Here is a 24,765-nt window from a genome sequence, read left to right as displayed (position 1 = left end):
AATCCCTCTTTTCTATGTGAAATATTCTATTTTTGCCTGCGGGAAATAGGTGTTAATATATCCACCTAATGTATCCTTTATATCTTCTTGTTCTTCATTGGTATAGACAAATTTACCGATACCGTAACGCCCCCATTTCCATTTCCTCTTTGTCTCATCAAGTTCTAGTTTTGTCATCGGATAATTTTTTTGAATGACACGCTTCGCTGGTTTTGTAAACCGATGCTGAATCATTTCAAAGGTTAAATCTTTTTTAGCAGACTCCGGCAATTCAGCTTCCAGCTTTTCTAACATTTCTTTATACCCTTCTTTCCACCCTTCATGCAGATAAATCGGAGCTATAATGAAGCCTAACGGAAACCCGGCTCCGGCAATCTTTCCTGCAGCTTCGATTCGTTCTGGTAGTCTCGATGTACCCGGTTCAAAATTCTTAATGATATAATCATCGTTTACACTAAAGCGAAAGCGGGTTTTCCCATTATGCTTTGCATCAAGTAAATGATCTACATGGGCGAATTTAGTTACAAAACGAAGTTTACCATATTCCGATTGTCCAAAAAACTCAATGGCTTTTTTTAATGTATGAGTAAGATGGTCTACACCAACAATATCTGATGTACAGGATGCTTCGAACCTAGTAGGTTCTGGCGCACGTTCTTTCATATAATTATCAGCAGCTTCGAAGATATCTTCCAGATTCACATAGGTTCGAATATAGGGTTTACTTCCCATGGTTGTCTGTAAGTAACAATAATGACAATGTCCCATACAGCCGGTTACAAATGGAATTGCGTATTCTGCAGAAGGTTTAGACGTATCAAACTTTAACGTTTTACGAACTCCTACCACGAGCGTCGATTTTGCGGTCCGATATTTTTGAAAATCATTATCACCAGGTAAATTTCGAATTTGATTATGTGATGTTGTTTCCCTAATTTCAATCCCCATATTCTCAAATTTTGCTATTAATTCTTTGCCAAGCGGGTACTCAAGTGCGCTTGGCTCAACATAGACGAGCTGCGGAACAAAGGGTTTAACCATAATACCCCTCCATCTCTGTTAATCCAAACGCATCTTGATAGGCATATTCAGCTTCCTCCGCAGATGAATAAACCGCCACTTCCTCTGTTAGAGGATAATACGTTTCGTAAACAAACAGTGAAAGTTCATCCGGGTTCTCAGGATTCTGAACAACCGCTGCTTGTTGAACATTTGCCACATCTTGAGCATGTGGATTCCGAATGATAATATAGACGACCTGTCCTGGTTGATATGAAGTCATTTATTCACCTAATCCTTTCAAAGCTAAGTTTTTACTATTGATATTATTCTCCAGAGAAGATTTTTAAGTGGCATGAAATATTTCCATTTAAAACATGGAACAACCACTCTAGGTGATTAAGTATAACTTTAGTCCGTTAAGGGAAATTTAAATTTACGTTTGTAAATCATAATTAGGGGATGCTGTTAATGGCAATTTTTGTTTATCAGACATTTGAGATTAAACAAGATAAATTTAAAGAAGGTATTGAAAATTTAAAAGAAATTAAGACTTTCCGAAATGAAAATTATGATCATAATGTTGATATTTTAACACCTGTTTCCGGTGAAGATCATACATACGCCCTTCTTAGCAAATATGAAGGCCTGGCTGAGATGGAATTACAAAACAAAAAGATGTTTGAGGATGAAGAATACTTAAAACTGATAGGTGACTTTTTTCTCCAAAATATTGTTCAAGGCAGTTTATATACCCAAATTTATCGTGCCCTTACTGAGAAAAAAACAGACAAGAAACAATCCTAGTTATCTAAGATTTAATTATATTAAAAAAACACGACTGAATTTAGCCGTGTTTTTTATTTGCAGTTAAGCTTCCATTGGTTCTTTAGTAAATAATCCAAGTAAATATCCAAGTATTAAACCGATTAGGGCTGGAATTATCCATCCCATCCCTTCGGAATAGAAAGGAAGGATATCAAATGCCCCACTCCATTTATTGGAAAGAAACGTTTTATTAATTGTATCAATAATACTAAAAAGAGCAACAAAGCTAACAGCCGTGATATAAATCCAACGGGATTTCTTAATTAAATCATCAAAAAGACCTAATAAAATAATCACGATGGCAATCGGGTAGATCATGCCTAGTATCGGAACCGAGATCTTTAAGATTTGAGTTAATCCTAAGTTAGCAATGGCAGTACTAAGAACTGCTAAAATCATAACCCATGTTTTATAATTTATTCTTGGAATAGCATTTGCGAAAAACTGACTGCAGGAAGTGACTAAACCAATCGATACGCAAAAGCAGGCAATGGTAAAAACTAACCCTAAAATTAAGGTCCCACTTTGACCAAACAAGTGTGTCATTACATTCGCCAATATTTGTGCTCCATTTTCCGTTTTTCCCAAGGATGAGCTAGCAGCACCTAAATATCCTAAGATAAGATAGATTACCGTTAAAAGTAACCCTGCTCCTAATCCGGCGTACATCATATATAACGATCTTTTTTTATGTTCCACTACACCTTGGGATTTTAACGTATTGGCAATGACAATACCAAATGCTAAAGCGGCTAATGCATCCATTGTTAAATAACCATCTAAAAAACCTTGAAAGACAGGATTGGAAATATAATTATCTTTTGGCGTTGCAAATGAACCGATTGGGTCAATTAAGCTTTTTATAAAAATAATGGTGATTAGAACCAGTAGGATTGGAGTTAATAACTTCCCGAAAAGGTCAATCAGCTTAGAAGGATACATACATAACCATGCGACTAATCCAAAGAAAACAATGCTATATAGCAACAATGACATTGGATTTTCGACCAGATTTTCTGATAAAAAAGGAGATAATCCCATTTCGAATGCCAGACTACCTGCCCTGGGTATCGCCAATCCAGGGCCTATTGCGATATAAATGAGAAACGGAAAGATAAAAGCAAAAATTGGATGGACTCGCTGATTAAGTTCGTCAAAGCTTCCTGACTTAGCCACTGCAACGACCCCTAAAATCGGCAACCCAACTGCTGAAAAAATAAAACCTGCAAGAGCTGTCCAAAGATGATCCCCCGCTGACTGCCCTAAAAATGGTGGGAAGATTAAGTTTCCAGCCCCAAAAAACATAGAAAATAGCATAAAACTAATAAAGACAATTTGTTTCACTGAAAAATTCATTTATAAACTCCTTCGCAAAAAAATATTATTCCATAATAATAAACTAAATTTACTCCTTAATGATATATTTATTTTAAACTTCTAATAATTTAAAAATTCCTCTTCCGATTTAGAAAGAGGAAAATAACTAAATTTCAAAAATAATCGGAGAAATATGGTGTCTCTCGTTCGATTAAATTCTCTAATATCTCCACCGTTAGTTCATTACATGAAAGGCGGCCAATTGCTGCCAAATAGGACGGACGTTTGTATCCGAGCAGCATCGTTGTTAATGTCTGAATCGTAACAATAACATCTGGCTGTTCTTCGCTTGGCACCAGTTGACCTTGACCAACTGCAGAAACTTGAAGTGTATATATCCCTTGATTCCACTCTAGAATTGGATCATCCACTTGCATCGTGATGTGAATGTCAGTGCCTGGCGCTCTAAATGGGAATTGTTCGATAAACTGTTTGACATCAACAATACGTGCCATAAAATAGGGAGCGATGGTTTCTTTAATATCCCCGTCTTCCAACCAGAAAGCCAATGGATCATTGGTGAAAATATTCCCGACAACTTTCGTCACCATGGAGAAATGGGCACTGATAAAGTTCCAAAGACCGTTTCGCGCTTCTTCATTCATATAGATCATTTCTTTGACATGCAGTACATCTTGAGAAATCCAGTAAAGTAAATACCCTTGTGGCTGATGAGAACGATCATAATATACGGCAGCAGTTAATTCATCGAGTTCCCATCTCCAGAATTCTTCCCAAGCTAAATTGTTTCGAATCATGGCTACATGCCTTCTTCTTGAAAAAAGCTGATAAACAGTTTTGACATCTGAATGCTCAGTATTTAGCCGATCGACGTAGCCTGAAACTTTCTTAACTTTCGGTAATTGATAGTCTTTGATTTCAAAGGTCATTTTATCAGAAATAATCTCCCAACCCTTTTTACGATAAAAAGGCAATGAATAGGGATATAAATAACAAATTGATTGTTTTCTTTCTTTCATATCAGCCAGTGCCTGCCAAATTAACTTATTCATCAATCCTAAATTCGCATATTCTGGATAGGTGCCAACCCCAGTTAATCCGCCCATCTCAAAGGTTCGACCATATATGTTTACTTGAAAGGGATAAATAGCAACTTGGGAGATTAGTTTTTCACCATCAAACCAGCCTAACACATCAGCCTGCTCCAAAACAGGGAGTTTTGCTAATGCAATTTCACGTTCCTCCCAGCCCACAGTCTGTAGGTCTTTTTTAGTTACTTGAAAAACATAACGTAATAATTCATTGAACTGACGCCAATGTTTTGGTTCCACTTTTTCCATCTTGAGCCTGTCCAGTCGACTCATACCATTACCTCCAGCAAATTACGGTTATACTCTATGTTCATATAATTTGTGTGAATTTATGTAAACTTTCCGGAAAAAACTGTATCAATTCAAAAAAAAGGTTGCTCAATTTTTTGAGCAACTTCATGAACAATTCTTTATTATTATTTCATTCCGAGTGCTTTTTTGGTTGCAGGACCAACAATCCCATCCGCTGTTAATTTACGCGCTTTTTGAAATTTGCGCACGGCAGTATCGGTGTTTGCTCCAAAGACACCATCTACACCCTTTGTACTATATCCAAGGGACGTCAACTTACGCTGAAGTTCTTGAACAGCTGGACCCCGACTACCTTTCTTAAGGATTTCTCCAGTGGTACTAACAGGAACAGATGGTGCACTAGACCCACCCTTCACTTTATATCCATTGGCAGATGCAATCGCATTGAATGATTTTCCAGAAGAGGTAATGATTACTGGGGTGCCAGTTGGGACTTGACTATACAGCCATTCGACTTCGTTATCGTACATACGGATACACCCACTGCTAACATACCCTCCAATAGAGCTGGGGTTGTTGTTTCCATGAATCGCATAGGTTGTACCCCATGTTCCGCGGGCATTTAAACCAAGCCATCGGTTACCTAGCGGATTACGAGGGTCGCCACCTGGAATATGACCCTTATAGTATGGCCGATACTTAATCTTAACTACAATCTTGAACTTTCCTTCAGGTGTATACGATTTCTTTCTCCCAGTTCCAACTTTAAACTGCTTCTTAAACACACCGTTCTCAAAGTACGCGAGCCGATTGGTACTCTTGTTAATAATAATCAATTTTCCACTAGAAGCTGCTGAACTTGTCGGAACCCCCACAAAAAAACTAGAAAACATAAAAAAAGCAAACACAAAAAATACTAACCACTTTCTGGGCAACCTAACCCCTCCTATACGACATAAATACTAATCCGTGTATCCTATGTCGGAAAGGCTTGTCTACATTACAACTTTGTTAAAAATATTACAAATTAGGCTAAACTTACTATATTTACAAATAATAAGGAAAAAATTCGGGGTGATATGCTTGAAAAAATTATTATTAATAATCTTACTTTTATTTTCCCTTGTTATGGGAGTTAGTATCATAATTGATCTGCTTCAAGGTCTTAGTATATATGAGACGTTAAATTCGTTTAAAAAAATAAAACAAAAGATGACGGGTGAAGAAGTTATTCTGATTATTTTATCCTTCTTGCCACTTGTTTTTACAAAGATCAACAGATCTAGTAATAATAAAAATGCTTAATATTAGGCAGTAACTGGCTTTATCTTTCTTTTAATTAAGGCAATTATCAATAAAAATACTGGAATTACTATTTGCATAGGAATATGAAAATAGTACGGTACAATTTTTAATCCTTCGTCAATGTGCGCTATATAATTTGGTGCCATAACGACTGAGCTAACCAAAATAATGATTCCCATGGGATAGATTAATTTTTTTTGCTGTTTGACCTTAAACAAATCTATTGTCCCAATATATGCACAGAAGAAAAAAACAGTTATTTTGACAAATCCTAAAAGGACCATACTAATGATCACCACTGTATCGAGCCTTTGAACAAATTCTGCAATGTTAATGTAACTTACAGCCGTAAGGATAGGAAAGGCAGACCGGGAAGCAATATCTGCTCCGGTAATGGCGATATTCAAAAGGCTAAATGATAGAAGGCATAGACCACTCAATACTATGGCTAAAATACCCACTTTTTTAGCCTTTTCTTGTTTATTTAAGTATGGAAGAAGCATGGTGAACGTAATCATTTCCCCGAAAGGGAAAGTTATAGTAGTCGGAAAGGATTTAATTAATGGATGCCAACCATGTTCTAATAATGGACGGAGATTATGTAATTTTATGATTCCACTAGCCATTTCAAATAATATAATCAGGAGAAGCATGAACACGATGATGAAAAGGCAAAGCTCCGATATGCGAATAAATACTTCAATCCCTTTGAAAACTGCATACATTACACATACTATCATAATGATCCCAAGCGTCAGAAGTGTTGCTGATCGATATGCTGCGATAACTAATAATTCTTCGAAATCACGCAAAACCCTAGAAGCGATGTAAATAAAATATGTTACATACATTAGCCCAAATAGCCAGCCTAAATAACGCCCCAGAATTTTTTGGAGATAACTGGTCAATGGTAAAGTCGGATACATAGTATATAATTTTGTGAAAATAAGATAAAGAACGCAGCCTGAAGCAATTCCAAATAGAATCGTAATCCAAGAATCTTGCTTTGCTTCACCAGCTATCCCTACTAGAATTGCGCTTCCTAATTCAAATAAAAAGATGACACTGAACAACTGAAACCCATTGACCTTTACTTGTTCCATCTCTTTTCCCTCCTAGATCAATAAGGATATGGCTTAATTCGCATTCCTGTCCCTTCAATATTCAAATTCACCTGGATATGGACTTTCGCCTGTGAAAATAACTTATTCCACTGCTGCTTGGATTTTCTCCATTTTTTTGGATGAGTGTCGCGTAATATTTCCCCAAAACCGAACACATCACTCTCCAATTTCTGTGCCACAATAATTCCATCCTTTATCTCTTTTTCCAGTTCTCGTTCACTTCTACGCTCGTATTCTTTTATTACTTCACGTTTACTTATATCCTTGTTACATAGCAATTCAGATAGAGTACCGAAACCATTCACCTGAATTGTAATGACTGCTTGACTGTTTTGCATATCGACTTTAGACTTACTTTTCAAGTGATTCACGAGTAAATTGTTATAGCGCTTTTCGTCACAATGAATTCTCAAACTGCTAATTTGTATATTATTTTTGATAATTTGAAGCGACTTTTGCTTTTTTCCATCGATCCATCCAACTAGTTTTCCTTTTCTAAATACAGCAATTCCATTGAGAAATACGAAGGTCTTTTGCATACTTTCAATGTTTTTCTTGCTGGCTCCAGTTTTTGGATTACCTGTTATGGATATCCCACTTATTGTTGGTTCTGAACCTGCGTTAGTTAAATTTTCAATAATATCGTAAATTTTAATCTCACCATATTCCCCTAGGACTTTTGAAGCATTTTTTACCTTACCTACAAGTGTCCGAACAGGAATTTTATCAACAGAAGAAAGTATATCCATTGTCGTTTTTATGTCAGCATTACGGGTAATTAAAACAGGAACGTTGACACGTACTCCTGCATCCCGCTCAAATACATCAAAAATAAAGTTCAAACTCTCCTTTTTTGCCAGTTGCTCACTAATGAGAACTAACTGAATATGCGAATAAATATTTTTCCGGGGAAAAATATTTGAGGCATTACCCGCCGCTTCAGAAAGTGTTTTACCTCGGCTTTGGTAGTTAACTACTGGCGTACCGCCGGAACCCGTCCCTCTTGCAGCATTTTCACTTGGATTAACTACTTGGTAGGTGATTTCATATACATCTTTTTCAGGGATATAATCAATCCCTAATCCAAGCACAATTGCTATTTCATTTAATTCCGTATAATTTGAACACCCGGTGAGTCCGACTAATAAGAAAATAATCAAGAACGATATTTTAGTTCTCATTCTATTCTCCCTCATTCCTTTTCCCTATCCTTACTTTATTTTTTTTATTTGCAGGTGTTGGTCTGTTTATTAGGTTTGGTAATGCAAAACGAAATAGGACATCCTTTTGTTCCTTTAGATTGAATGGAGCTATAGGAGATAGATATGGAACTCCAAATGAGCGTATCGAACACAAATGCATCCCTATAATAAGGGAGGCAGCTAACACACCATAAAGCCCGGCGTATGAGGCAACGATCAATAATAAAAAACGAAGAGAGCGAGCAGCGATTCCAAGATTGTAGTTTGGCAGTGCAAAACTAGCGATGGCTGTTACAGAAACGATAATAACCATTGCTGCAGATACAAAGCCTGCATCTACAGCAGCTTGTCCAAGGATAAGAGCTCCTACAATCGAAAGAGCTGATCCAACTGCTCTAGTGCCTGCTTCTCTTAGAACTTCAAAGGTAATCTCCATAATAAAAGCTTCTACAATGGCAGGAAATGGAATAGCTTCTCGTTGGGCAGCAATACTGACAAGTAATACAGTAGGAACAAGGGCCTGATGGTGTGTAATCATCGCTACGTATACAGCCGGTGCATATAAGGCTAAGAAAAATGCCCCCAATCGTAAAATCCTTAAAACACTGCCTATATATTGATTCTGATAATAATCCTCTGGAGATTGGAAAAGTTGGGTAAAGGTTACTGGGACAATCAGAACGTAAGGAGTGCCAGTCATAAAAATGGCCACGCGTCCTTCAAGTAAATTTCCAACCACTGCATCCGGGCGTTCTGTATTTTGAACCGTTGGAAAAGGAGATTGCGGGTCATCTTCAATAAAGCCTTCAATATACGCTGATTCTAAAATACCATCTACTTTTATTTTTTGAAGACGATTCTTCACTTCTTTCACAATAGCCTCGTCAGCAATCCCCTTGATGTACATGATTTCAACTGCAGTTTGTGTCACATCACCAATTACCATCGAGTCCAGTCGTAAATTGGGACTTTGGATACGGGATCTGACGAGTGAGGTGTTGGTTCTAAGGTTTTCTGTAAAACTGTCTTTTGGTCCGCGAATGACAGTTTGTGTGGTTGGTTCCACAATTCCACGTGATTCAATTTCTTTAGTATCTAGGATAAGTGCACTCGTATCCCCATCTATTAAAATCACGGTGCCACCAGACACAATTGCTGAAAGGATGTCTTTAAAAGAGTTTTTTTCCTTAATGTTTGTGACAGCGATTACTTGTTGTAATTCATCTTTTATTGTTCTAGAAGCTGGATCAAACTTATTTGTTAAAATTGGTTCTATTACATGTTCGTCAATTTTAGGTGTATTTGATATTCCGTCAATATGAATGACTGCAAAGGCAAACGGATTTTCTTTATGCTTGATCATCCGAACAATCAAATCAGAGCAATCACCTAAATCCTCTTTAATTTGTCCTACATTCTCAATCAAAATTTTGTTTATAAGATCTCCGGAGGAAGCAGTATTCCCTGAGCTTTTTTGCGGTTTTAGACTAGCTTTTTTCCACATAGGTATTCTCTCTTCCTCCTCTTTCCTCAGATTATTTTATATTTACCAAAATGCACTAATTTATGTAATATGCACCTCAGCATTTTATTTACATAAAAAAACCGCATACCTCATAAAGCAAGGTTTCGCGGTCTTTTCCATCATTACCATCTATTTTATAACTTTGTCCGTAAACTCCACAGCTCGGGGAAAAATTGTTGATCTAGGACTCTTTTTAAATAGGTCACACCCGAAGACCCGCCAGTCCCCTGCTTATGACCAATGATTCTTTCCACGGTACTCATATGATTAAAGCGCCATAATTGCTGCTGATTGCCGATATCGACTAGCTTCTCGGCCAACTCATATAAGTCCCAATATTGATCCACATTTCGATAGACAGTGAGCCATGCATCTTCTACACTTGCATTCGGTTCATAGTTTTTTGACAAATCCCGATGCCGAACCTCATGGTCAATAGGTAGTCCACGTGCAACTAGGGCCTTTATCGCAGCATCATAAATACTTGGTTGATGAAGGGCATCTTGCATTTTTTCGTATAATTCTGTTTGGTGTTGATAGACTGCTAGTGTATGAGCATTTTTGTTTCCTAAAGCAAATTCAATCAAACGATTCTGATAAGACTGGAATCCAGAAGATTGCCCCAATTTATCCCTAAACTCCAAGTATTCTGAAGGTGTCAGCGTCGAAAGAACACTCCATGACTGGATCAATTGCTGTTGTATCCTCGAAACACGCGAAAGGATCTTGAATGAAGGCTCTAAATCATTGTTTTGTATATATTCAATTGCCGCAGTTAATTCATGAATGATTAATTTCATCCATAATTCACTAGCTTGATGGATAACAATAAATAACATTTCATCATGGTGATCAGATACCCGATGCTGACTAGTTAAGATTTTATCAAGTTGAAGATAATCTCCATAAGACATGGATTTTTGAAAATCAGTTTGAATCGTTTCCTCTAGACCATTGTTCGTGTTTTTTTCTTGTGAGTTCATGGTATTAGTCCTCCAGTATTCTAATTTAGTTAAGTTATTTATAAGTATTTATTGTGTTAATTTACCTTTTTATTAAGAATTGCATCAGCCTCGTTCTTTTCAGGATTGTTTTTTCTTTTATTAAAAATAAAATAGGCAGCAGTTAAAAATAACAACCATGGAACACCGAATTGAAGCATGATTTTAAAACCTGTAAACCATGTGGTGATCATTAAACTGAGCAGAAGAATTGCTCCTAAAAGCGTCAAATAAGGAAATCCTGGCATTTTAACTGGCAATTTCCGTCCTCCTGATTTTTCCCACTTTCTTCTGAAAAATAAATGAGAAACAAACACCATAAACCATGTAAAAATGGCACCAAACATAGATATTCCCATCATAAAGGCATATGACGAGTCAGGTAATAAGGCATTGACTGCTGCAGCAAGAAATATTCCCAAAGTAGAAACGGTAAGAGCACTTAACGGTACTCCTTTTTTGCTTAATTTACCTAAAAAGGCTGGTGCATAATTTCCCCGTGATAATGAAAACATCATTCGTGTCGAAGCATAAAGCTGACTGTTCATTGCTGACAATGCAGCGGTTAAAATAATAAAATTCATAATTCCACTTGCACCCGGAATATTTAAAAGTTCCATCACTTTAACAAACGGACTTTCTTCAACTCCAGCTGATTTCCACGGAACAATCATTAACATAATGCCAATAGTAATAATATAAAATGTCGATAAACGGAAGACGGTTGCTTTCAAAGCTTTTGGTACCGCAACATCTGGATCCTTGGCTTCTCCAGCAGTAACGGCGATCAATTCCGTACCTAAAAAGCTAAATAGAGAAATAAAGATAGCGACCCACATTCCCCACATGCCGAACGGTAAGAAACCACCTTCATTAACGAAGTTCCCAGGTCCCATTTCCGGCTTAGCCGACCCTCCTATGAAAACATATGCTCCAAGGAGAATGAATCCAACGATGGCACTAATTTTGATCATAGAAAACCAATATTCAAATGTTGCAAAAGTATTGACACTTGTTGCATTTACATAAATTAGGACAGCGGCGAACAATAAAATCCAGACAAACCCAGGGACACCTGGAAACCAATATTTCATATATACTGCAATGGCACTTACTTCTACTCCAACAGCAAGAACATTTGCAATCCAATACGAATAGCGGACCAGATATCCTGCGAACGGGCTAATATACTTATCAGATATAGTTCCAAATGACCCAGAAGTTGGATGGGCCACCGTCATTTCTGATAAACATCCCATTAAAAGTAAAACAATGAAGGCTCCAACCGCGTAACTAATTAATACACTCGGGCCAGCAGTGCTGATCGCAAGACCGCTTCCAAGGAAAAGACCTGTTCCAATCGCACAACCCATCGCAATCATAGTCAGTTGACTGGTTTTTAATTCACGCTTTAATCCTGATCCATTTCCGTTATTAAAATTATTATTCGCCATATATTTCCTCCTCGACCCTTTAGTTAAGCAACGACTTCACGTTCATTTTTAAACTTTTCATATTGCTTTTCATTCATAATCTTCTTAAGAATCTGGACAACTTCCCAAACATCCGTATATGAGGTATAAAGCGCGACAGGAGCAAGACGAATGATGTTTGGAGCACGGAAATCTGGAATGATCCCATTTTCTTTCAACGCTTTACAAATTCGCGCTGCCTCGATATGCTCTAAGCTTACATGACCCCCACGGCGGAAATCCTCAACTGGGTTTCCAATTGTAAATCCCATGCCTGCTGCCTCTTGATCCAGTAGGTCCATTAAAAATTGATTAATCTTTAATGACTTAGCACGAATATTTTCAATTCCTGCTTCTGCAAAAATCTCCAATGCGCCTAGTAACGGAGCAAGACTCAATACATGTGGTGTCCCAATTTGATAGGCTCCTGCGGAATCAGCCGGTGTAAGTGTGTGCTCCATATCAAATTGTTTCTCTTTTTTCGAACCGAACCAGCCAGCCAAACCTGGGGCTGTACCAAAATGTTTAGAATTCACATATAAACCGCCTACACTTCCAGGACCGCCATTTAAATGTTTGTAATTGCACCAATAGGCAAAATCAACGCCCCAATCACTAAACAAATGCGGAATCGCTCCAATCGAATGACACCCATCAAAACCAATTAGTATTCCTCTCTTATTGGCCTCTGCTGTTAGACGTTTCATATCTAATATTTGGCCGCTTCGATATAGGACTGTCGGAAGAATGATCAGTGCAATCTCATCTGTCATTGCATTAATAATATCTTCTTCCTCTAAAAAGCGTCCATCACGGCTTTTTACACGTACAAGATGTGTCTCTGGATCCAACCCATGAATGCGAAGTTGGCTTTGCAGCGCATAGATATCTGAAGGAAAAGTTAATTCATCAGCCAAAATTTTTGTCCTTGTACCTTCTGGCTTATAAAAAGTAGCAACTAACTGATGCAAATTGACCGTTGTGGAACCTGTTACAATTACTTCATTAGCTGAAGCACCTACTAATGGAGCAAGCATCTCTCCTAGTTTTTCCGATAAAAAAAACCAAGGGTGTTTCCCATTTGTCCAGCCGTCAATCCCATGCTCTTTCCAATCATTTAAAGACTCCAACAGCGTCTGCTCTGCTCTTTTCGATAGAAGGCCCAATGAATTCCCATCCATATAGATGGAATTCGGTTTTATGTAAAATTCTTCTCTAAATCTATTAAGGCTATCTTCTCTGTCTAATTGTTTTGCATATTCTAAAGTTATATGCATATGTATCTCCTCCAATCTTCCACACCATGTTATATAAATTATGAAGCAGTCCGATTATTTACTAGTAAAAGAAACACTGCCTAGTTCCGCAAATTGTGCCAAAATGGTATCACCTGGTTGAAAGCTAATGGCTTCTGTTATAGCGCCACTAAGAACGATATCGCCTTTCTTTAATCCCCGATCAGTTTCGCCGAGCTTATTTACAGCCCAAGCAACGGCAGCAGCTGGATCTCCTAATACAGCAGCACTGCTTCCCGTTGTTTCAACTTGTGAATTCTTAGACATATACACACCAATTTCTTTCAGGTTTAAAGCATCCGGAGATACCCATTTGCTGCCTACAATAAATTTCGCGGAAGAACAGTTATCCGCAATGACGTCTACTAGTGTAAACTTGAAATCTAAATAACGGCTATCAATAATCTCGATTGCTGGTGCTACATATTTCGTCACCTTTAGAATATCCTCAGCTGTAACACTAGTTCCTTGGATATCTTCATTAATCAAGAAAGCAATTTCGGGTTCTGCCTTAGGATGAATAAAACTGCTAAATGGAACGGGTTCCCATTCAGGCACAAGCATATCATCCATTAAATATCCGTAGATAGCTTCATGGACACCCATCATCTCCTGCTTTGCTTTACTTGTTAAACCTAGTTTTACACCAATTCGGCGAAGCCCTACTTGTTCTTTTTGCTCGATTAATTTTTGTTGTATTTCATAGGCTTGCTTAAAGGATAGTGTTGGATAATTAGTGGTAATTTTTTCAACTTCCAGCCTGTTCTTTTCTGCAGCTAATAGGTAGTTTACGATTTCTTGTTCTGTTCCTTGCAACAGGGACATAATAGAACCTCCACTTTTAATATATTTATGCGAGATAGACTCACTTACTTAAATGTTACGGATACAGTTCCTAATGAACCAAAATCTGCACCAATTATGTCACCTTGATTTACTGCAATGGCACCAGAAAGTGCACCGGGAAGAATTAACTCACCCGCTTTAAGAGTAATCCCAAATTCATGTAATTTATTGGCTAACCATGCGACTGCTTGAGCAGGGTGTCCAAGAGCGGCCGCTCCTGATCCTGTAGCCACAAGCTCATCATTTTTATAAAGTACCATTCCTTGGGTTCGCAAATCAATGCCATCTATAGGACTCATTTTTTTTCCAACTACTACTCTCGCAGACGAGCCATTATCTGCTACTGTATCAACCAACTTGATTTTCCAGTCAGAAATACGGCTGTCAATAATTTCGATGGTAGGTACTACATATTTGGTAGCCATTAACACATCTAAATAATTCACATTTGGCCCAACCAAGTCATGTTCCAAAATAAAACCAATTTCCGCTTCAACCTTCGGACTGATAAAATCAGCAATTTTTACTGTTTCTTCATCTGCTATTTTCATAGTATCTAACAGGTGGCCATAATCAGGCTCCTCCACGCCTAGCATTTGCTGCATTGCAATACTTGTTAGCCCAACCTTTTTCCCAATTACTTTATGTCCTTCTTTTACCTTTTTATCGATGACTGCGAGTTGGATTTGATAGGCATCACCTACTGTTAGTTCCGAATAGCGCTCCAATAGTGGTGAGACAGAATATTGATGACTTTCTGCATTAATTAATTCATTCGCAATTCCCTCAATTAATATTTCCATATCCTCCTTCACCTTCCTTTTCAATATTAATAGTTAAAAAGTGGCCTTCCAGCCACCTTTTACTTTTTTTATAATTTCATTGTAATGGTTTTGGCCTCTGTGTAAAATTCAAAACTATGACGACCGCCTTCACGACCAATTCCGCTCGCCTTTGAACCACCAAATGGTGTTCTTAAATCACGATAATACCAGCAATTGATCCAGAATAAGCCTGATTCGATTTGAGAGGCTACCCGATGAGCACGTCTTAAATCATTTGACCAAACTACTCCTGCTAAACCATAAATCGAATCGTTAGCAATTTGAATCGCTTCTTCTTCCGTTTTAAATGGAATGACGACTAATACTGGGCCAAAGATTTCTTCCTGTGCGACTCTCATTTTGTTATTTACATCATAGAGCACGGTTGGCTCGTAAAAGTTACCTTCTGACAATCCAGCCACACGCTTACCGCCTACAGCAAGTTTCGCCCCTTCAGAAAGTCCAATTTGGACATAATTATCAACAGTTTCTAAATGACCTTTAGAAATCAGTGCGCCCATATCGGTCTTTTCATCCAATGGATCGCCCACTCTAATGTTCTTTGCTGCTGCAACAAATTTTTCAAGGAATTTATCATAAACCGATTCTTGCACTAGTAATCGAGAACCAGCTAAACAGATTTCCCCTTGATTTCTAAAAATCGCTTCTATGGAGCCCGCTACCGCTTCATCTAAGTCTGCATCCTCAAAGACGATATTGGCAGATTTGCCGCCCAATTCTAATGATACGGGAATTAGTTGTGATGCTGCATTTCTCATTACCGTTTTACCAGTAGAACTTTCCCCGACAAAGGAAATTCTACGAACGTATGGATGAGTGGTCATTGCCGTTCCCACTGTTCCACCAGGACCTGTCAGTATATTCAACACGCCCGGTGGTAATCCTGCTTCGTTGGCAATTTCACCTAACATGACTGCACTTAGTGGCGTATAGGATGCTGGTTTAACAATCACGGTATTACCAGCCGCTAACGCAGCGGAAGCTTTCCATGTCATTTGCATAAATGGTAAATTCCATGGAATGATTAAGCTTGTGACACCTGCTGGAGCGTATTTGGTATAGCTCATATGCTTGGATTGTTCGTAATGCTCATGATTCATGTATTTTGCCATTTCTGCAAAGAATCTTAAGTTTGACGCTGCGCGAGGGATATCAAAATCTCTGCTTTCTCTTATCGGCTTCCCTACATCCAATGTTTCAATTAATGCTAATTCCTCGACTCGTTCCATAACAAGATCCGCCATTCGGCAAAGAATCTTTGCTCTTTCTTCAACTGGCATTTTACTCCAAATACCACTATCATAGGTGCGCTTGGCAATCTGTATTGCTCTTTCAACATCTTGCTCACTAGCACTAGCAACTTCGGCTAATTTTTGATTTGTGGCTGGATTAAGTGTGTCAAAAGTTTCCCCTGAAATAGCGCTTACATATTCTCCATTGATAAATAACTTGGCATTGTTAATTTGTATTTGTTTTTCTATGACCTTACTCACCAATTTCACCTTCCCAAACTTCTACAATCATCTCGACCTCGACTGCATTATTGTGTGGCAGTTGTGCCATACCTATTGCTGATCTCGCATGCCTTCCCTTTTCACCAAACACTTCCACCAACAAATCGGAGGATCCATTCATTACTTTTGGATGGTCTTTAAAATCAGTAGTGCTGTTGACCATACCCAGGATTTTGACAATCCGTTTCACTTTGCTAAGGTCGCCAAGTTCATTCTTGATTACTGCTAATAGATTAAGCATACATTGCCTTGCCGCTTGGTAGCCTACTTCTATCGAAACATCTTCACCAAGTTTTCCCCGGTATTCATCAGTACCCTGACCTGATGTGAAAATTAGATTCCCTGTTCGTACACAGCTAACATAATTACCTGATGCAGGGCGGAGAGCCGGCAGCTTTATTCCTAGTTCCTCTAATCTTTCTTCTGGAGTCATCACTTTGTCTATCATTTTTCCATCCTTCTTTCTAGTTATATTAGTTGATTAACTGGTAAATTTAAAAATCTAAGTGCATTTTCACCAAGCATCGCCCGTTTCTGATCTTCACTTAGGGTGAGTGTGTCATCAATAATCCTTCCAGGTGGAGTTTCTCGCAGTAAAAATGGATAATCAGACCCCATGATGACTTGTTCAGCACCAAATTTTTCTACTAAAAATTTGATATTAACAGGGTTATTTACGATTGAATCATAGAAAAATTTCTTGGCATAAAAGCTTGGTGGATTTTCCGTAAGCTGTAGATGCGGCCACACATTCCAACCATGATCAAGTCTTGGGAGAATGTAAGGAAGTGACCCCCCGCCATGAGAAAAACAAATTTTTAGTCCGGGAAATTTCTCGATAACACCACCTAGGATTAAACTGGCAGCAGCTAGTGCTGTTTCACTTGGCATTCCAACCGTATACATTAAGTTATGTGAGGAAAAACGGTCTCCGCCCAGTGTTTCCCATGGATGAATAAATATAGGGACATTCCATTTTTCACACATCGCAAAGAAATCAATTAACGATTCATCGTCTAAATTTTTGCCATTAATATTTGTGCCAATCTCAACCCCTTTTAAGCCAAGTTGATGTATACAGCGGTCTAGTTCAAGAATCGCTTCTTCGACATTTTGCAGAGGAACCGTCCCTAGACCAATAAACTTGGTTGGATGTTTAGTTACAGTTTCAGCAATGAAGTCATTTTGAAATCTAGCCATTGCTACGGCTTCTTCTTTAGGTGCCCAATAGGAGAACGTAACGGGAATTGGCGATAAAACTTGTATATCTACATTTTCTACATCCATATCGTGAATCCTTTTTTCTGGACTCCAAACTTGGTCGGTCACTTCACGGAACACTTTTCCGGATACCATGATATTGGCACCGCATGAGCATGTAGGCTTTAGGACCGGCCACTTATCATTTTGGAACTTCGCCGCAAAATCAGGGAAATTTTCAGGGATGATATGTGTATGAAAATCTACTCGCATTTCCATTCACTCGCTTCTTCAGGCATAATATGTCCACAGTTCTTACAAGTGCGAAGTTCTAAATTACTGTTAAATCCATGAATTGCATCTTTTACCTGCACTTCAATATTCGTTAATTGGACGGTAACGCGGTGCATTTCATGATCACATTTATCACAGAACCAAACAAAATCCTCTAATTCCCCATCTGCTCTGTCACGTTCAATAACAATCCCGATTGTATCAGCGACACGGTGTGGAGAGTGGGGAACATTTGGTGGGAGATGAAATACTTCTCCTTCTTTCACGGTAATTACTTCTCTTTTACCTTCTGCATTAATAATTTCAACGTAGCAAGCACCTTTTAATTGGTAAAAAATCTCTTCAGATGGATCCACATGAAAATCACGTCGTTTATTAGGACCACCGAGCACCATAAACATTAGTTCAGAATCCTTCCAAACAACTTTATTATTTACAGGCGGCTTAAGAGAATCCTTATTTTCGTTTATAAATCCCCACAGGTTAATTGGTTTTAAAGAGTTTGACATTGAAATCTTCTCCTCTCAAATTTTAATACACATACTTATCCATTTACTGTTGCAAATTCTTCCTTTGCTGAATTTAATGCCTCCTGCATAAAGACCACTTCTTTGGCTAATGAGGTAATTCGTGTAAGAACCTCAGCATCGATAATTTCATTTTCTCTATTAAAATGGTCGTTATTGACATATACATAGCCTGGTGCTACGAAGGCACGGAAAAATCCAGCAATCGGCTTTAACTGATTTTCAATAACAAGGTAATGCTGGTATGTACCTCCTGTTGCGACAAAACCCATTACTTTGTTGCGAATATCCTTTGGATTGATTAAATCAAACAAATTTTTGAGTGGTCCTGATAAAGACCCCTGGAATATCGGTGTTCCGATAATATAGAAGTCAGCAGAATTAACAATATCGAGAACTTTTTTTGTGTCACCTGTATAGTTTGAAGGATTTCGTCCATCACAGAACTGCACATCATAATCTCTTAAATCAAGCAATTCTACTTCAACGTTAGGATGATGTTTCTTTACTTCCTCTAATACCTTTTGAACAACAATACTTGTTTTTGCTCCAATAATGGTGCCTGAAATTCCTAATAACTTCATAGTGTGAACTCCTTTCTATTGCTGAGTGATATCAAGTAGTTTCATTTACTTTTCTCCTGATTATAGTCCTAGTAACGAGTAGGACTGCTGGAGATCTCCCTCTGAAATTAACTGTCGGATTCTCGTCGAGGAAATAAGTTCTCCACCTTTACAATAAACAGGAGGAGTGATATTGATATGAAAATACTTTTCTAAAAAATTCACATCGCCTTCTCTATTTTTTCCAAAATGAAAATCAGCCCCCACTGTAATCTCTACCGGGTTTAGCTTAGATAATTCACAGATAAAATCCTCAGGGGGCCTGGTCGCATACCATTCATCGAAGCTGGCAACAATTATATAATCAACACCTAACTTCGAGATTCTGCAAACCTTTTCCTGAATGGGTGTCAAAATTTGAACGCCCTTAAAATAATTTCGAGGAGGCGGATCGAAAGTATAGACAACGCTCGGAACCTGATTAACCCTACTCTTTTCCACTGCTTGCTTAATCACGGCTTGATGTCCTTTATGGACACCATCAAATGCACCAATGGCAATCACAGAACCTTCAAGTTTCAGAACTCCATCTTTAAGCGTTTGCATCGTTCACACCTCCTCTTTCCTATTAATTTACGTTTATAAGCTAGTAACCTCATTTTTTTGTTTAAATATTTTCATTGCTTCATCAGCCAGCTCAAAGGAATTATTCCTTTTGTGGTTGTTATAGAAAATCGCTCTTTTACGAATCGGATCTCCCGTATAATATCGTTCGTATTGAAGTACCCTTTGTCCGAATGCTTCACCGCATAAATCCCATGCTAATTTAAAGAGATGGACACGCTCTTCCGCTGAAACACCGTCTCTACCCAGATAATACTTCTCTAAATCCTCTCTTAATTCCGGATTCTCGAAATCGGCATTTGTCGGTGACATAAGTAGTCCACCTGCTCCAATGATTTGCATCACCTCAATCGCACGTGGGTACATTTTCGGCAGCAATCCTCTAATGGTTTCAAGTGGTGCATAGGCTGGCATCGCTTCGCCAGTAGCAGTTACTTCATGTTCATACTCTGAAATTCGGAGCAATGCCCTAATCGATTCAACTGATTGGACTAATTCTCCTAAATCATTTTGTACATTAAGGTAACTATCAACACCAATAGAGTCCGCGATTTTACAAGCCACTTCGGTTGCAAATTGTAGTTTGATTAACCCTCTTACACCTGACTGATGAGCTGGCTGCTGAGCGATTCCTGTTTTCGGGTAAAGTAAATTGGCTGCTTCTACATTGTTATAAAGGAACACACGCTCCCAAGGTACTAAAACATCATTAAAGACTAGGACCGCATCCATTTCTTCAAATCTTGATGCTAATGGGTGGTCATAAACAGAACGCTTTCCATCCTGCATAGCTTCTCGGCAGATAATGCGAAGGCCTGGTGTATCTAGTGGAAGTGCAAACGCGAGCGCATAACGTTCATCTCCAGGCTTAAAGCCAGGGAAAGAATAGACAATTACTTCGTCAGTAATGGGTGCAAGAGTAGCAAGCATTTTCGCTCCTCTTACGATTAATCCATCAGGTGTTTCTTTAACCGCACCTAAATGGGTAAACATATCTTGTTGTTCGTGTGAAGATTTACTCCGGTCATTTTGCGGATTGATGATGGCATGTGTTAAAAATAAGTCATGATCACGGATATGCTTAAAATAAGATCGAATGTTTTTTCCCCATTCAGGATTGTATTTATCTAAAAACTCGGAATTACTCGCCATCGAAGTTACGACGACATTTAAGAAATCAGGAGTCCTGCCCATTAACCCAAATGTTGCTTTGGCAAACTCTTCGAACGTTCTTCTTCTAGCTTGCAAATCTTGATAGCTTTTAGGTACTAAGAATGCATTCGAGATTCTTTCTCCCGTTTCTTCACAAATATGAGTAATCTCCTCTTGATACTTGGCATCATGCTGCATATCATATAGCTTTGCAATTTGAAGAATAGGCTGATGAAAAACTGGTTCATCAAAAATATTTTTAACTTTTTTTCCTGATAACCAAACTTCTGGTGTTCGGGCTTTTAACGCCTCGATATACTGTGCTCCTGTACGAATTCCCATAAAACATCCTCCTTTTAATTTATATTTTTATTATAAAATTGAAATTTTTGAGTCATTGTAGTCTGATTAACATTTTTTCTAAAAAGATATAATTTTCACTTTATTAGGACTAATAAAACAACCCACATCATTCTTTATACAAATGATGTGGGCTGTTTTTCTATTGATAATTGTTAAATTTTCAGGTTGCCTTTTTTAGGAATAAATAGAATGGTGATGGATGCAAGGACTCCTGCTACAGCAAAAAGATAAAAATTGATGGAAAAATCCAAATTTGAGCTCATAAAAAAGCCAATTAGAATTGGGCCAGAAATTGCACCAATCCTTCCAAATCCAAGCGCCCATCCAAGTGCTGTGGCTCTGTTTTCTGCTTCAAAATATTTGGAAATATAGGCATTGAGAATAAGTGTTGTCCCAATTGTTCCAAACCCTGCCACTCCTACTAAGCAATACACCAACAACATCGATGATTTAATGCTTAAGAGAGCAATTGAGACACCTGCTAAGAAATAAGAAATACTGATGATTTTCTTGGATCCCCAGCGGTCTGCTGCAGTTCCCGCTATCAAAGCACCAATCGCTGCCGATAAATTAAGCATCATCAAAAATCCTAGGCTCGGTCCAAGTGGATATCCAGCTTCTCTCATCATTTTTGGCAGCCATGTACTCAAACCATAAATCATAAGCAGGCCCAAAAAGAAAGTGATCCAAAAAAACATGGTTGCCCGAATATTCTTTTTGGCAAAGAGACTCGCGATTGCCGAAAATTTGTTTCTGGAGCCTTTCTCTTCCTCCATATGGCTTTGGACAAAGTCATCGGGAAGATGATATTTTTGAGCAATACTTTTAGCTTTTGCCAACTTTTTCTTTGCTATTAGGAAACTAATCGACTCAGGTAGGAATTTAATAATAAAAGGAATAACCAAAAGTGGAGTCACACCAATCCAAAACATTAATCTCCAGCCATAATTCTCTAATAGAAACATAGAGAATAATGCACCAAGGACTCCACCAATTGGATAACCTGTATACATAATAGCGTACAGTTTTGATCGATGCTGTGCAGGGGAATACTCAATTGTTAATGCGGATGCAGTAGGTATTACCCCGCCTAGACCAAGACCTCCAATAAATCGAAATAATCCAAACATTCCTGGAGATGTTGATAGAGCAACAAGGCACATCGATAAGGAAAATACTATGATACAAAAAACCAAGGTCTTCTTTCGGCCGATCATGTCCGTAATTGTTCCTACACAAATTGCACCGATAAGCATTCCCACTAGAGCATAACTACCGATAGCCCCTGCTTGTGCAGGTGTCATACTCCAATCTTTGTACTCCATTAATGATGGTAAAACTGCACCATAAATTCCTAAATCATATCCATCCGCTAACATCGCGAACCAGCACAACACAACTACAAGTAGGGTTGCTTTAGGCATACTCTTCAATGAAAGATTAGTAGCGTTTAGATTGTTTGTTTGAGATAAATCTTGGGTTACTACTGATTGCACATCCTGATTCATTCAACCATCCCCTTTTATAATTTGCTCCAATAGTCTATTTTGTTATGTCTAAGGTGCAAACCCTCCTTGTCCCTCCTTTTATTTGATCTAACCATAATGTTCTGCCCTTGATTCGATCCTTGGGTGTTATAACAGGATCGTAAATCGAATGGGGCAAACCATGGTTTTGGCTGAATTTTAAAAATTCAATCACAATGTTGATTTTATATCTTGAATCTTTTACACTACTGTTAAGTGGTTAACACAAATAAATTTTTTTACCCCCAAATGTAAGCGCTAACAAATAATTACATTAAGTCATAGCACAGGATTAATTACATATTTCATAGATTTACAGTTTTATGGATTAGATTTCACCATTTCAATTAGGAGTTGATTAGTTGGCAATCTTGTTTGACAGTGATATCAATTGGGATTCTTGCTTACAGTTTGGTACTAGGCAATTCTTCAAAGAGAAAGCATCTATTTACCAGCAAGGGACGATGGGGGATGGATTTTATTATATCCAAAAGGGATTAATTAAAGTGACTACTACCACTTCGATTGGAAAAGAGCGCTTGTTAAACATCGCCATTCCTGGGCAATTATTAGGAGTACAAGCGATGGACCGTCAGCCCCATTTTACGACGGCAACAGCGGTAAATGACTCTATACTTTATTTTTTCTCTTGTGATCATTTTCAAAAATTAATTAAGGATCAGCCATCTATCCTTAACATTTTTATCAAAACCGTCATTCATAAAATGCACATCCTAGCTGATAAAATATATTTGGACACTCTCACACCAGATCAACAATTGGCGGTGATTCTTCTAAATATTTGTTACGAGTTTAAGAATTATGAAGTTCCTCTTACACAACAAGACCTTACAAAATGCACTGGCTTAACGAGAATCACATTATATAAGATTTTAAAACAATGGAAAGAAGAAGAAATCCTTGAGATCCATAAGAAAAAGTTTTTAATAAAAAAACCGGATGAATTAAAAAAACTTCTTGGTAAGGTGTTGTAATGAAAAATCTGCGTTATTCATGGCGACCATTTTTAAAATACGGAAAAAAACTTAAGGTAGAAGAAAATGAAATCGTTTACCATCAGGGCAGTGAAGGCAAGGGCTTTTTCTATTTAGCTAGGGGTGGTATAAAGATCACTCTCCTTTCACATGAAGGTGTAGAGCGAACGGTGAATTATGTTCCAGAAGGTATGTTATTTGGGGAGCATGGAACTAGAAATGAACCCTATTTAACCTCTGCCATCTCAAACTGTCAATCTGAAATTTATTTTTTCTCTGATGAAGCTTTAGTTATGATTTGTAAAGAACATCCTGAGGCGGCATGTATTTTTACTAATTCATTAATCTATAAATTTAGGATTCTGGCAGAAATTATTGCCTTTCTTAATTCACCTATAGAACAGCAAATGGCTCATTTCCTTTTAAAACTAGTAAGTGAAAATGGTAATTTTTCAATCGACCAAACATCGTTTGCCCGCTACATAGGGACTTCCCGGATTACCGTAAATAAAATACTTAATAAGTGGAAAAATCAACAATGGATTCAAATCTCAAACCGTACAATCGACATCCTTGAAATCGATCGATTAAAAGAACTCAGAGACTCAGGTGTGATAAACATTTTAAACTTGGATGTATTAATGTTATCCAATTAAGAATAAAGATAAATGAATAGAAGCAGGAACCCTTGTAGGGTTTCCTGCTTCAGATTGTAGACAAAAGGCATTCGATGAGCTTAATCGAATGCCTTTTTATGGTTTTTTTGCTCGTAAGAGCAAAATTTTGACCTTTCCTATACCTATATCTAGGCCATTTCTGGACTTTTCCATGTCCAGTTGGCCATCTTTTTCAAATTCATGGCAGCAAAAGTAAGCATCGCTTGC

Annotated in this window: 25 protein-coding genes; 4 read left to right on the top strand and 21 right to left on the bottom strand. The window is 37.9% G+C overall.

From position 1 onward, the window contains the following. Positions 1 to 12 precede the first annotated feature (12 nt). Positions 13 to 1,041, bottom strand: coding sequence for a spore photoproduct lyase (splB, locus tag ACE198_RS12165; RefSeq protein ID WP_098575230.1), 1,029 nt, complete (start codon positions 1,039 to 1,041; stop codon positions 13 to 15). Beyond that, positions 1,034 to 1,282: a transcriptional regulator SplA domain-containing protein gene (locus ACE198_RS12160; RefSeq protein WP_251460523.1), complete on the bottom strand. Its 249-nt coding sequence runs from the start codon at positions 1,280 to 1,282 to the stop codon at positions 1,034 to 1,036. Before ACE198_RS12160 ends, splB begins: the two co-directional genes overlap by 8 nt. Positions 1,283 to 1,470: 188 nt before the next feature. Here ACE198_RS12160 and ACE198_RS12155 point away from each other — a divergent pair, with 188 nt between their 5' ends. Continuing rightward, a complete protein-coding gene (locus ACE198_RS12155) occupies positions 1,471 to 1,806 on the top strand; it encodes a hypothetical protein (RefSeq protein WP_251460521.1) in 336 nt (111 codons plus the stop codon). Positions 1,807 to 1,869: 63 nt separating this feature from the next. On the opposite strand, the gene brnQ is transcribed toward ACE198_RS12155, so the two are convergent. The 3 genes from brnQ to ACE198_RS12140 all read right to left on the bottom strand — a co-directional run bounded on the left by brnQ (position 1,870) and on the right by ACE198_RS12140 (position 5,443). Continuing rightward, positions 1,870 to 3,183 (bottom strand): branched-chain amino acid transport system II carrier protein, encoded by a 1,314-nt coding sequence (gene brnQ / locus ACE198_RS12150; RefSeq protein ID WP_251460518.1) that lies wholly within the window; start codon positions 3,181 to 3,183, stop codon positions 1,870 to 1,872. Between the two features lie 134 nt (positions 3,184 to 3,317). After that, positions 3,318 to 4,529: a GNAT family N-acetyltransferase gene (locus ACE198_RS12145; RefSeq protein ID WP_251460515.1), complete on the bottom strand. Its 1,212-nt coding sequence runs from the start codon at positions 4,527 to 4,529 to the stop codon at positions 3,318 to 3,320. A 143-nt stretch (positions 4,530 to 4,672) separates the two neighbouring features. Continuing rightward, positions 4,673 to 5,443 (bottom strand): L,D-transpeptidase family protein, encoded by a 771-nt coding sequence (locus ACE198_RS12140; protein WP_311315830.1) that lies wholly within the window; start codon positions 5,441 to 5,443, stop codon positions 4,673 to 4,675. A 43-nt stretch (positions 5,444 to 5,486) separates the two neighbouring features. On the opposite strand from ACE198_RS12140, the gene ACE198_RS28030 reads away from it, so the two are divergent. Continuing rightward, positions 5,487 to 5,813, top strand: coding sequence for a YczF family membrane protein (locus tag ACE198_RS28030; protein WP_483870110.1), 327 nt, complete (start codon positions 5,487 to 5,489; stop codon positions 5,811 to 5,813). A 2-nt stretch (positions 5,814 to 5,815) separates the two neighbouring features. Here ACE198_RS28030 and ACE198_RS12135 read toward each other — a convergent pair whose 3' ends face one another. From ACE198_RS12135 to ACE198_RS12060, 16 genes are all read right to left on the bottom strand, one after another. Further along, the gene (locus tag ACE198_RS12135) at positions 5,816 to 6,916 is read right to left on the bottom strand and encodes a GerAB/ArcD/ProY family transporter (RefSeq protein WP_251460512.1); all 1,101 of its coding nucleotides are present in this window, start codon (positions 6,914 to 6,916) and stop codon (positions 5,816 to 5,818) included. A gap of 17 nt (positions 6,917 to 6,933) precedes the next feature. After that, positions 6,934 to 8,118 (bottom strand): Ger(x)C family spore germination protein, encoded by a 1,185-nt coding sequence (locus tag ACE198_RS12130; protein ID WP_251460509.1) that lies wholly within the window; start codon positions 8,116 to 8,118, stop codon positions 6,934 to 6,936. 1 nt (position 8,119) lies between these two features. Further along, complete coding sequence (locus ACE198_RS12125; protein WP_375375723.1) at positions 8,120 to 9,643, bottom strand: spore germination protein; 1,524 nt, start codon at positions 9,641 to 9,643, stop codon at positions 8,120 to 8,122. A 155-nt stretch (positions 9,644 to 9,798) separates the two neighbouring features. Beyond that, a complete protein-coding gene (gene kynA, locus ACE198_RS12120) occupies positions 9,799 to 10,647 on the bottom strand; it encodes a tryptophan 2,3-dioxygenase (RefSeq protein WP_375375722.1) in 849 nt (282 codons plus the stop codon). Between the two features lie 56 nt (positions 10,648 to 10,703). Continuing rightward, entirely contained in the window at positions 10,704 to 12,119 is a 1,416-nt protein-coding gene (locus ACE198_RS12115; RefSeq protein WP_375375721.1) for an amino acid permease, read from the bottom strand. Positions 12,120 to 12,142: 23 nt separating this feature from the next. Next, entirely contained in the window at positions 12,143 to 13,414 is a 1,272-nt protein-coding gene (gene kynU, locus ACE198_RS12110; protein WP_251460498.1) for a kynureninase, read from the bottom strand. A 54-nt stretch (positions 13,415 to 13,468) separates the two neighbouring features. After that, complete coding sequence (locus tag ACE198_RS12105; RefSeq protein WP_251460495.1) at positions 13,469 to 14,257, bottom strand: 2-keto-4-pentenoate hydratase; 789 nt, start codon at positions 14,255 to 14,257, stop codon at positions 13,469 to 13,471. Between the two features lie 44 nt (positions 14,258 to 14,301). Continuing rightward, the gene (locus ACE198_RS12100; RefSeq protein WP_251460478.1) at positions 14,302 to 15,081 is read right to left on the bottom strand and encodes a 2-keto-4-pentenoate hydratase; all 780 of its coding nucleotides are present in this window, start codon (positions 15,079 to 15,081) and stop codon (positions 14,302 to 14,304) included. 68 nt (positions 15,082 to 15,149) lie between these two features. Beyond that, positions 15,150 to 16,616 carry an aldehyde dehydrogenase gene (locus ACE198_RS12095; protein ID WP_375375720.1) on the bottom strand — a complete coding sequence of 489 codons (1,467 nt, stop codon included), beginning with the start codon at positions 16,614 to 16,616 and terminating at the stop codon, positions 15,150 to 15,152. After that, the gene (locus ACE198_RS12090) at positions 16,609 to 17,082 is read right to left on the bottom strand and encodes a RidA family protein (protein WP_026566857.1); all 474 of its coding nucleotides are present in this window, start codon (positions 17,080 to 17,082) and stop codon (positions 16,609 to 16,611) included. Before ACE198_RS12090 ends, ACE198_RS12095 begins: the two co-directional genes overlap by 8 nt. Before the next feature lie 23 nt (positions 17,083 to 17,105). Then, on the bottom strand, positions 17,106 to 18,116 hold the full coding sequence (locus ACE198_RS12085; RefSeq protein ID WP_375375719.1) for an amidohydrolase family protein: 1,011 nt from the start codon (positions 18,114 to 18,116) through the stop codon (positions 17,106 to 17,108). Next, positions 18,101 to 18,640, bottom strand: a complete 540-nt coding sequence (locus tag ACE198_RS12080) for a 3-hydroxyanthranilate 3,4-dioxygenase (protein ID WP_375375718.1) — start codon at positions 18,638 to 18,640, stop codon at positions 18,101 to 18,103. Before ACE198_RS12080 ends, ACE198_RS12085 begins: the two co-directional genes overlap by 16 nt. A gap of 35 nt (positions 18,641 to 18,675) precedes the next feature. Beyond that, positions 18,676 to 19,242: an NADPH-dependent FMN reductase gene (locus ACE198_RS12075; protein ID WP_375375717.1), complete on the bottom strand. Its 567-nt coding sequence runs from the start codon at positions 19,240 to 19,242 to the stop codon at positions 18,676 to 18,678. 60 nt (positions 19,243 to 19,302) lie between these two features. Beyond that, positions 19,303 to 19,827 (bottom strand): FAD synthetase, encoded by a 525-nt coding sequence (locus ACE198_RS12070; protein WP_375375716.1) that lies wholly within the window; start codon positions 19,825 to 19,827, stop codon positions 19,303 to 19,305. Between the two features lie 33 nt (positions 19,828 to 19,860). After that, a complete protein-coding gene (locus ACE198_RS12065) occupies positions 19,861 to 21,339 on the bottom strand; it encodes a 4-hydroxyphenylacetate 3-hydroxylase family protein (protein ID WP_375375715.1) in 1,479 nt (492 codons plus the stop codon). Positions 21,340 to 21,512: 173 nt separating this feature from the next. Then, positions 21,513 to 22,784, bottom strand: coding sequence for an MFS transporter (locus ACE198_RS12060; RefSeq protein WP_375375797.1), 1,272 nt, complete (start codon positions 22,782 to 22,784; stop codon positions 21,513 to 21,515). A gap of 464 nt (positions 22,785 to 23,248) precedes the next feature. On the opposite strand from ACE198_RS12060, the gene ACE198_RS12055 reads away from it, so the two are divergent. Together ACE198_RS12055 and ACE198_RS12050 are read left to right on the top strand one after the other, a co-directional pair. Beyond that, on the top strand, positions 23,249 to 23,881 hold the full coding sequence (locus ACE198_RS12055; RefSeq protein WP_375375714.1) for a Crp/Fnr family transcriptional regulator: 633 nt from the start codon (positions 23,249 to 23,251) through the stop codon (positions 23,879 to 23,881). Next, complete coding sequence (locus tag ACE198_RS12050) at positions 23,881 to 24,537, top strand: Crp/Fnr family transcriptional regulator (RefSeq protein WP_375375713.1); 657 nt, start codon at positions 23,881 to 23,883, stop codon at positions 24,535 to 24,537. Before ACE198_RS12055 ends, ACE198_RS12050 begins: the two co-directional genes overlap by 1 nt. Positions 24,538 to 24,765 lie beyond the last annotated feature (228 nt).

The organism is Neobacillus sp. KR4-4, from assembly GCF_042136325.1.
GTDB lineage: Bacteria > Bacillota > Bacilli > Bacillales > Cytobacillaceae > Neobacillus.
Note: the sequence above shows the minus strand (reverse complement) of the source record. Positions and strands in the feature narration are given on the sequence as shown.

What these genes read in the sequence shown, in the direction of transcription:
- splB (WP_098575230.1), bottom strand. Translation starts at nt 1,041, where the DNA reads ATGGTTAAACCCTTTGTTCCGCAGCTCGTCTATGTTGAGCCAAGCGCA.
- ACE198_RS12160 (WP_251460523.1), bottom strand. Translation starts at nt 1,282, where the DNA reads ATGACTTCATATCAACCAGGACAGGTCGTCTATATTATCATTCGGAAT.
- ACE198_RS12155 (WP_251460521.1), top strand. Translation starts at nt 1,471, where the DNA reads ATGGCAATTTTTGTTTATCAGACATTTGAGATTAAACAAGATAAATTT.
- brnQ (WP_251460518.1), bottom strand. Translation starts at nt 3,183, where the DNA reads ATGAATTTTTCAGTGAAACAAATTGTCTTTATTAGTTTTATGCTATTT.
- ACE198_RS12145 (WP_251460515.1), bottom strand. Translation starts at nt 4,529, where the DNA reads ATGAGTCGACTGGACAGGCTCAAGATGGAAAAAGTGGAACCAAAACAT.
- ACE198_RS28030 (WP_483870110.1), top strand. Translation starts at nt 5,487, where the DNA reads ATGTCGGAAAGGCTTGTCTACATTACAACTTTGTTAAAAATATTACAA.
- ACE198_RS12135 (WP_251460512.1), bottom strand. Translation starts at nt 6,916, where the DNA reads ATGGAACAAGTAAAGGTCAATGGGTTTCAGTTGTTCAGTGTCATCTTT.
- ACE198_RS12130 (WP_251460509.1), bottom strand. Translation starts at nt 8,118, where the DNA reads ATGAGAACTAAAATATCGTTCTTGATTATTTTCTTATTAGTCGGACTC.
- ACE198_RS12125 (WP_375375723.1), bottom strand. Translation starts at nt 9,643, where the DNA reads ATGTGGAAAAAAGCTAGTCTAAAACCGCAAAAAAGCTCAGGGAATACT.
- kynA (WP_375375722.1), bottom strand. Translation starts at nt 10,647, where the DNA reads ATGAACTCACAAGAAAAAAACACGAACAATGGTCTAGAGGAAACGATT.
- ACE198_RS12115 (WP_375375721.1), bottom strand. Translation starts at nt 12,119, where the DNA reads ATGGCGAATAATAATTTTAATAACGGAAATGGATCAGGATTAAAGCGT.
- kynU (WP_251460498.1), bottom strand. Translation starts at nt 13,414, where the DNA reads ATGCATATAACTTTAGAATATGCAAAACAATTAGACAGAGAAGATAGC.
- ACE198_RS12105 (WP_251460495.1), bottom strand. Translation starts at nt 14,257, where the DNA reads ATGTCCCTGTTGCAAGGAACAGAACAAGAAATCGTAAACTACCTATTA.
- ACE198_RS12100 (WP_251460478.1), bottom strand. Translation starts at nt 15,081, where the DNA reads ATGGAAATATTAATTGAGGGAATTGCGAATGAATTAATTAATGCAGAA.
- ACE198_RS12085 (WP_375375719.1), bottom strand. Translation starts at nt 18,116, where the DNA reads ATGGAAATGCGAGTAGATTTTCATACACATATCATCCCTGAAAATTTC.
- ACE198_RS12080 (WP_375375718.1), bottom strand. Translation starts at nt 18,640, where the DNA reads ATGTCAAACTCTTTAAAACCAATTAACCTGTGGGGATTTATAAACGAA.
- ACE198_RS12075 (WP_375375717.1), bottom strand. Translation starts at nt 19,242, where the DNA reads ATGAAGTTATTAGGAATTTCAGGCACCATTATTGGAGCAAAAACAAGT.
- ACE198_RS12070 (WP_375375716.1), bottom strand. Translation starts at nt 19,827, where the DNA reads ATGCAAACGCTTAAAGATGGAGTTCTGAAACTTGAAGGTTCTGTGATT.
- ACE198_RS12065 (WP_375375715.1), bottom strand. Translation starts at nt 21,339, where the DNA reads ATGGGAATTCGTACAGGAGCACAGTATATCGAGGCGTTAAAAGCCCGA.
- ACE198_RS12060 (WP_375375797.1), bottom strand. Translation starts at nt 22,784, where the DNA reads ATGCCTAAAGCAACCCTACTTGTAGTTGTGTTGTGCTGGTTCGCGATG.
- ACE198_RS12050 (WP_375375713.1), top strand. Translation starts at nt 23,881, where the DNA reads ATGAAAAATCTGCGTTATTCATGGCGACCATTTTTAAAATACGGAAAA.